General features: G+C 53.2%; 4 protein-coding genes. All 4 read right to left on the reverse strand.

Annotated features, from left to right (window positions below):
• Positions 1-2 precede the first annotated feature (2 nt).
• Positions 3-2294, reverse strand: a complete 2292-nt coding sequence (locus K6T64_RS11675) for a hydantoinase/oxoprolinase family protein (RefSeq protein ID WP_170099531.1) — start codon at positions 2292-2294, stop codon at positions 3-5.
• Positions 2295-2334: 40 nt separating this feature from the next.
• On the reverse strand, positions 2335-4542 hold the full coding sequence (locus K6T64_RS11680) for a hydantoinase B/oxoprolinase family protein (protein WP_288010325.1): 2208 nt from the start codon (positions 4540-4542) through the stop codon (positions 2335-2337).
• Positions 4543-4728: 186 nt separating this feature from the next.
• Positions 4729-6678 (reverse strand): sigma-54-dependent Fis family transcriptional regulator, encoded by a 1950-nt coding sequence (locus tag K6T64_RS11685; protein ID WP_288010327.1) that lies wholly within the window; start codon positions 6676-6678, stop codon positions 4729-4731.
• 28 nt (positions 6679-6706) lie between these two features.
• On the reverse strand, positions 6707-8563 hold a 1857-nt coding region (locus K6T64_RS11690; protein ID WP_288010329.1), incomplete at its 5' end, for an acetoacetate--CoA ligase.

Raw genomic sequence — 8563 nt, forward strand, 5'->3', positions numbered from 1 at the left:
TCTCACCTTCCCTTATACATCGCTACATCCTCGCCGGGCCGGACCACCCAGAACACCCGTCGGCGGTCCATATAAAGCCGATACTCCGGCGGAACTAGAATAGTCGTCGCGGGCGACTCCACCAAACACGGACCTGTCAACACATTACCTGCCCGAACCCGATCCATTTCATATACATCCGACTCATGCCAGGTGCCGTTCCAAAATATCGGTCTGTGGTCTTTTCGACAGCCTTGCGCCGGTGTTTCACCGTCCAACGACTCTTCCGGCACAGTGGGCCTTACACTTTCGTAATACCCCGTGACTACAGCCCGAGTAATTTGGTACCCAAACTCGGTGCTCCGAGCAGCCCGGGCATATACCTTGTCAAAACTCACTTCGAATTGCTCCGCCAATTCAGAGAGAGTTTCCGGTTTGATCTCTGGGGCCCCAGTCTGTACTTCCAGATCATCCAACATACCGGCGTAGCGCATCCGCGCACCAAACACAAAACGCAATCGAGTCGGATCCAGACCCTCCCGAGAGGCTTCCAGCTCAATCTGGCCTTTCAGAGAACTCCATGCTCGGCTCAGCTGGTCCAGCGCGACCTGATTCAACACGCCTCTCATGGCGGCTTCCAACCGCAGACCTTGGGCTAACTGTTCATCGACACTGCCCTTGACATCAGGAGGTAAGATATCGTAAGCACCACGCATGATCTGCAACGCGATTCCAGTGGGATCTACTCCCGGTGGAGGTGGCACAAAAATATCCGTGGAAATTTCCTGTCGTACACCATATTCCCCGCAAGCCGCACCGAACGCGGAAAAGCCCGGCGCCCAGGTTGGAATCATCACTCCGGCCAGGTCCAGACCATGGGTGTACCCTATGGCGTGAAGGGGACCTCCACCCCCATATCCAACGAGATGAAATACCTCTGGTCCGAATCCCATTCCGAGCATGACCTGTTGCAAATGAAGCTTGAGCGTGAGATTGGCCAGGTTGTGAACTCCCCAAGCCGCTTCGAATACATCGATACCTAGACGGTCCGCGATTTGCTCCTTGAACAGCCGCGTCGCTCGCTCCCGATCCAATTTTACCTGGCCACCCAGAAAGTTATCCGGATTTAGATACCCGAGAATGAGGTTGGCATCGTTAACGGTTACGGTGTCGACCCCACCTTCGGGCCAACACACCCCCACACGGTACCCCGCACTGTCGGGACCGAGGCGGACCCGTTGGGTAACCGGATCCACCCGGACAAACGATCCGGTACCGGATCCAATTGAATCGACCGCTACCATCGGTGTATTTACCCAAAACTGATCGATGATTCCGGAATCCCGAAGTACAATCTGTCCATTGATCACCGCTCCGACGTCGAAAGTCGTCCCGCCTACATCCGTCGCAATTAGGTACTTGAGATCATAAACGCTCCCGAGAAACTGGGCCCCGATGATGCCGCCCGTCGGGCCCGAATTCACGGTATGAATCAGTTGATCGTAAGCAGTGGAAACCGTGGTGCCATAGTTAGTCAGTAGCCGTACTCCCGCATGGCTGCCTTGATCCCTGAACGTACCCTCAAGATCTCTCAACTGATCCCGGGACGGTTCCGCCGCGTAAACCTGAATCACCACAGCGTTCAGCCTCCCCGCCTCCCCCAAGATCGGGTGTACCCGGTGAGAGAGAAACACTGGGATCTGTATCCCCCGCTCCTTCAGTATGTCGCCGACGATTTCCGCGGTACGGATTTCGTGAGACGGATTGACGAAAGAATTCAAATAGCAGATGATAATCGCTCTAGCGCCCCGATCCAAAAGGTCCAAGGTTGCCTCACGCACATCCTCTTCATAGAGGGGGATCATCACTTGACCCGTTGGGAGGACCCGCTCCCGCACCCCTTTGATAAAATCTCGGCTTACGAGAGGATCCGGATGAAAGTGGGACACCGCATGCAGTCGTTCTGGGAGGGACAAATGATGCCAAGACTGTCGCGCCCGGCCAAACCGTAGTGTATCTTCAAAGCCGGAACTGGTCAAAACCCCCAAAGGTGCCATACCGGTCCGGCTCACCACACGGTTCAGCATTAACGTTCCGGTGTATACGACCAATTCTAATCCCGACACGGCCTCTTGAAGGTTTATATCCCACTGGCCCGCCGCATCTTTTAAAGACTCCATGATCCCTTTGGAAACCGCGTCAGGGGTGGTTTGCGCTTTACCCACCACAAACTGGCCATTGGTATCGATCAGTATCGTGTCGGTCATCGTGCCACCGGTGTCAATGGCCAAGATTCGCGTTTGACGTTGGGTCATACAACTTCCTCCTTTCGAGAAGAATGGCTTGAACCAGATATTATAAGGTAAATTCCTCCGGCAACTGCCACACTGCACGATATTCCTCCCACCATCTTGGCCCTACATCCGCCAACTCCGCATACATAGCACGCACAACCGGGGTGAGCTCCCCGTTGAGGACGCGGTTTCGTTCTCGATGATAAAATTCGGCAAAATCCACCGAACGTTCACGCCGATTTCGACGGATCTCCGCCCGTTTCGCTTCGGACTTTTTTCGATCGACGACAAATCCTCCATGTATATCCCGTGATGCTACAATGCCGTAAACGCTTTCCATGATGCGTTCCGTGTAGATCCCGTCATTCAGATCCCTTTCGCACAGCTCAATCGGACGCTCCAACGGATCTCCATATCCCGGGCCACCGTTATATTTCATGTAGATCAAGTCGCCCTGATCAAACGGTCGAGGGTAGTAGGTGCCGTACGGCAATCGGGTGACCTCTGCAGAAGGGAGTTTGTTCACCTCAGGGGAATCTGGGTCGTCCCCTTGGGGATAAGGTTGATGGTTCCGCCACAACTGCTCAATATCCGTTTTTCTCACGTGTAACGTATAGGATGCGAACGCAGGATAGCCACCGCAGTTCCCTGCATTGGTAAACACCATGCCCTGGTTTAAGCTGAAAGCTTGAGCCCCGGCGACCCCGTAGAACAAACCCATCGTTTCAAAACCGGCGCCCCCTCTTCGACGCCCGTAGCCGGCACTGTTCGGTTTGATGCGGCGGGAAAGGTAACGCAGTCCCATTTGCAACCGCTCCCACTCCTCCACATCCCCCATGTCCGACTCGGGGTTCCACATGGCATAACCGTGGTCAATGCCGTCCCTGGTTGCGTTTGCCCCCATCCCGACGGCGGAAATTTCAAAGGTCGTGATCGGTGCATAGACCCCTTTGGGTTCCCCTGTCGCACCGCTCAGTACCATTCCCCCTTGGGTTGGATCCGCGGTCATCCCGTACCCGGACGCCCCTTCTTCCACGTAGCCGCGACTCAAAAATCCTCGTTGAAGCGAGCGATATAACCCTGTGTAAATCGGAATTGTCAGGTACCAAGGCGTTTGTCTGGATAAATCGTACACTTCATTGTTATTAAGCCATGTGCGCGGTGGACGATAGGTCTCAAGGGCCAAATTGTATCCCTCATTAACCACTTCACTGTACCCGAGCATCTGCGAAAGAACGACCCACAATGCCCCAAGGACGGAAGCCAACGCAGTGTTCCACGCCCACGGGCCGTAACCGCTGTTACCCTCAAAGTCAAGCCGCAATGTTCCGTCCGCCTTGACCACCACTTCTAACGGCAAATGATGCAATGTGTCCCTCTGAGCTTGAGGTTGCCAGGCCTCCTTGGAAAAAGGGGTATCTACAAAGGCGGTTGCACGAAATCGTCCTGGTACCAACCGTTCTTTCACTCGAGCCAGGAAATTCCGACGAGAGAACTCAATGACTTCTCGGGACAGACGAAGATAGAAATCCAATCCGTACTCGTCGATAAATTGAATCACCGCGCGCTTGATCATTTCTGCCCCGGCAATGCGCGCTTTTTCATCCAGGTCGTAGTATAGTGGGGTTCGCACCCCTTGCCTTGATCGCAACAGATAGTGCGGCAGCAATTTTCCCTGTTCTCCGATTTTCTCGTTGGTCATGTACAGCCCGTCTTCATAGCGAGACGTGGCCGCAACAATGTCGTGGCCCGGGGTTACGCCTCCAATATCGACTTGATGCGTCACCCCGCCCGCCCAGCCCACCAACTCGCCCTGATAGAAAATCGGTACCAAGGTATGAATGTCTGTCGTGTGCACATTACCGAGAGCTGGGTCATTATTGGAGTAAATGTCGCCTTCGCGTATCCCGGGAAACTCCTCGTAGCCCGCCTCGATCATTTGCTTAATGTCTTCACTCATGGTGTGAACATGGACAATAATGCCGGTCGATAACGCCACCGCATCCCCGTCCGCGGTAAAGAGAGCAAAACACGTCTCACCAAGACTCCGCGTGAGCGGCGATGCAGCAATGTGAACAGCCACCTCCCGGGCGGTCACCGCCGAGGCAATCAGTTTCGTCATGGCTTCTTCCCACCGAAAGGGATTCTTGTCGCGCAACTCTAATTCGACGAGACCGGCATAATGCCCCGTGTTCCGCGTCCGTTCAGCCACTTCCTGCACCAACTGTTTCAGACTCACTCGAGTAAACGCGCCAACCGAAAATGCCATTTTTCCCCCTCCCTAGTTCTGATCAATGAATTGTTGTTCCGAGAGACACGATAAGCAACTATCGTGCCAACGATTACAAGACATGAAAAAAGCGCCCTCGGCGCATGGTTAACGTCTCAGTTTATGTCTCACTGTCTCACACTGTCGCTTTGCAACAATGAGGCTGAGCGTGTATACCCCAAACCTCTAGATTAAATTGAATAGTTTCATTTTCCTGTACATGGTTGCTCGGGAAATTCCCAGGGTTTGGGCTGCTTCAGTCACATTTCCACCGCTCTCTCGTAAAGCCTGTTCAACCAGAGAGCGGTGGATGCTTCTGCGTTTTTTGGCCGTATCCACGGACGGTGCATTTACAAAGGGCCCGGCCAGACAAATGTGCCGCGGCTCAATCGCATTGCCATCGCACAAGAACACAGCCCGTTGGAGAACATTTTTCAATTCTCGAATGTTCCCTGGCCAGGAATGTTCGGTCAGACGTTGCATCGCTTCAGGAGATAGTCGGACGGAGATCTTCCCAATCTCTTTGGCAAATTGCCGTAGAAACGTATCCACGAGAAGTGGGATATCTTCGGAACGTTCCCGCAAGGAGGGTAAGCGGATCCATAAAGCTGACAGACGATAGAATAAGTCTTTTCGGAATCGACCACTCTGCACTTCCTGGTCCAGGTTCTTGTGGGTAGCAGTGATCACCCGAACATCTACGTGAATGGGGCGCGTTCCACCAACGGGAACTACTCGCCCTTCCTCCAACACGCGCAACAATAGACTTTGGCAATCGATCGGCAAATCAGCGATTTCGTCCAGAAAAATGGTCCCTTTGTCTGCCAAAAGGAATTTCCCTCGTTGACCGTGCTTTTTTGCGCCCGTAAACGCCCCTTCCTCATAACCAAACAGCTCACTCGCCGCCAATTCTCGTTGGAGAGTTCCACAATTGACAGCTACAAAAGGACCGGAACGACGAGGTCCCGAAGCGTGGATCGCATGAGCAAAAAGCTCTTTCCCTGTGCCTGATTCCCCCGCCAGAAACACCGGAGCCAAAAGATTCGCCGCCTTGTGGGCAAGTCGTTTCGCCTCGAGTATGACAGGAGTTCTCCCTATTATAGAGTCCATCGTGTAATGGGTTGTCCAATCGACCGGGGACATCGCCTTGCTCTTCGAAGATGATTTTGCCGTAGATTTTCCGCCGGATGTTGGCATCATGAGACACAACACACCCAAATCCAGTCCCCATAATCGGTACGGAATCACCTTTAACAGCGTCCGTACATCCCCCTCCCCCAATCTAAATTCTTGTACGTATGTCCCATGATCTTGCCCGGTGAGCAATGCCGGAGGACCGTCCACAACGGGCAATGGTTCGCCCGAACGTATCCCTGCAGCCATCGCCTGGGCGTTTGCCCACGTCACATACAAGTGCCGGTTCAATAAAAACGCAGGCTTATCCAACTCTTGAACAAGGCCAAAAAAGGCGTCAGAAATCGCATTCTTGTGTAAATCTTGCCCGATTCGATTCGCAGCCCATTGAATGAGTGGAAGATTGTGAGTTTCATACCACTGACGTCGGCTTGTAATGTCGAGAACACCCAACAGGGTCCCCGTTAAAGGCTCGAAAATCGGAACCGCCAAACACGCCCATTCATGCCAACCTGCACAATAATGTTCCGCACCAATGACTCGAACAGGGTGTTTTTCGATGACAGCCGTCCCGACGGCGTTCGTGCCCGCTCCACTCTCGCTCCAATCGGCACCTTCAAAAAAGTGTCGATGTTTCACATGTTTCAGTAAGTCATCGTTATCAACCGTGACTTGCAGTAGCAGCCCCGTGTGGTCACTCAACGTGACCACCGCCTGATCGGAACCATGCTCCCGCTGAACGTACCTCATTATCGGTAACGCAACCTCGATCATTTCCCGGTAAAAGGACGAAATATGCTGAACTTCGGCGCGTTTCATGCGGATAGGGGCCGCATCTGTGCTGAAAGCGACCCCCATGCTTTTACACCTCTCCCAAGATGATTTAATCGGTTTACGCAGCTGTGGATCAAGAATGCCGTCTTTAACCCACGCTTCCCATCGATTCACTTGTTCACCCGTCTGCACAACTGACAATTGGTGATCTGAAAACGGTGTATTCACGGCGATCACCACCTCGGATTGTGACCTCTTAGGTGTTTAACTGTTTCGCCAGTTCTATAAAGAACTCAAGGGATTGGGGATTACTCATCGAATCAGGGTTGACGGCTCTCTCCAAAGAGTAACCCAACAGGATTTTGCGAATTGGAACTTCCATCTTTTTTCCATTCAGTGTTCGAGGCACTTCATCGATCACGTACACTTCGTCCGGCACGTGGCGGGGCGAAACCGTCTCCCGAATCCGCTTTCGAATGGCTGCTTTCAATTGATCCGTCATCACAACCCCCGGCTTTAACACAACAAACAAAGACAGAAACGAAGGTCGACCCAGTAGTTCCAAGTCTACCACCAAACTGTCAGCAATCTCGTCCAACCCTTCTACGGCTCGGTAAATCTCGCTTGTCCCCATCCGAACTCCATGACGGTTGATCGTGGAATCCGACCGTCCATAGATCACACAACTGCCGTCCGCATAGAATTTGATCCAATCCCCATGTCGCCATACACCCGGATACATTTCGAAGTAACTTTCCCGATACCGGCTCATCTCTGGATCATTCCAGAAGTATAAAGGCATGGAAGGCATGGGACGCGTGATCACCAGTTCTCCTACTTCACCGATGATTGGTTGACCGTTGTCGTCGTAGGCTTCCGCCTTCACGCCGAGCATGGGTCCCTGCATAAGACCTGCCTTGACGGGCAAGAGCGGACAGGGACCGACAAAGGGTGTACAGACGTCTGTCCCTCCACTCCCGGGAGCCAACCAAATGTCCTTTTTAACCTTTTGATACACCCATTCAAAGCCGTCAATGGTCAGCGGCGACCCCGTCGATCCAATCGCCCGCAGCTTTGAAAGGTCGTGATCCTTACCCGGTTCAAGCCCCGCTTTCAGGCAGCTCTGAATATATCCCGCGCTTGTTCCAAATGATGTCATCCCCGTCTTTTCCGCAAATTCCCACAATACATCGAGATTAGGATAGCCGGGATGACCATCGTAGAGAAGAATGGTAGCCCCAGATAAGAGAGCGCCCACGGTGAAATTCCACATCATCCATCCAGTTGTGGTAAACCAGAAAAAGCGATCCCCTGGCTGAACGTCAAAATGCAGTTGGTGGACTTTGAGGAGCTCCAAGACAATATTTCCGTGGCCGTGAACAATTCCCTTGGGGTGACCCGTTGTACCCGAAGAATACAACACCCACAACGGGTGTTCGAATTCTACAGGTTCAAAATGCAGTTCGGCCGGTGTCCGAACAATATCGTTCCACATCACCGCGTTCTCCACCCCGCCCCCGTCCAACCCAATGTAGGGCACGAACACCGTCTTCTCCAATGTGGGCAGAGATCGCTGCAGATCCTGTACTACTTCGGTTCGATCATAGACTTTTCCACCATACTGGTACCCATCCACCGCAAAGAGCACCTTTGGTTCGATCTGTTTGAAGCGATCCACTACCGTCACAGCACCGAAATCGGGAGAACAACTCGACCAGACAGCGCCAATGCTCGCAGCGGCCAAAAAAGCAATCACGGTCTCCGGGAGGTTCGGCATATAGGCCACCACTCGATCCCCCGGCCGGACGCCGTATTCCCGAAGATGAGCGGCCACCGAGGCCACAGACCGGGACAGTTCGTCCCAGCTCACGATGGTAAGGGGGCGATGCTCAGACTGGAATAACAAGGCCGGTCGATCGCCTGGCCTTCCCCGGAATACATGCTGAGCAAAGTTGACACGAGCGCCGGGGAACCACCGAACCCCAGGCATCTCATGACCTTCCATCACCCGTGTATAGGGGGTCGGGCTCTGTATTTGAAAATACTCCCATATCGACGCCCAAAACGACTCGAGATCGTCCACAGACCAACGCCACAATGATAAAAAATCAGG

The sequence above is a fragment of the Kyrpidia sp. genome, assembly GCF_023512215.1.
Lineage (GTDB): Bacteria > Bacillota > Bacilli > Kyrpidiales > Kyrpidiaceae > Kyrpidia > Kyrpidia spormannii.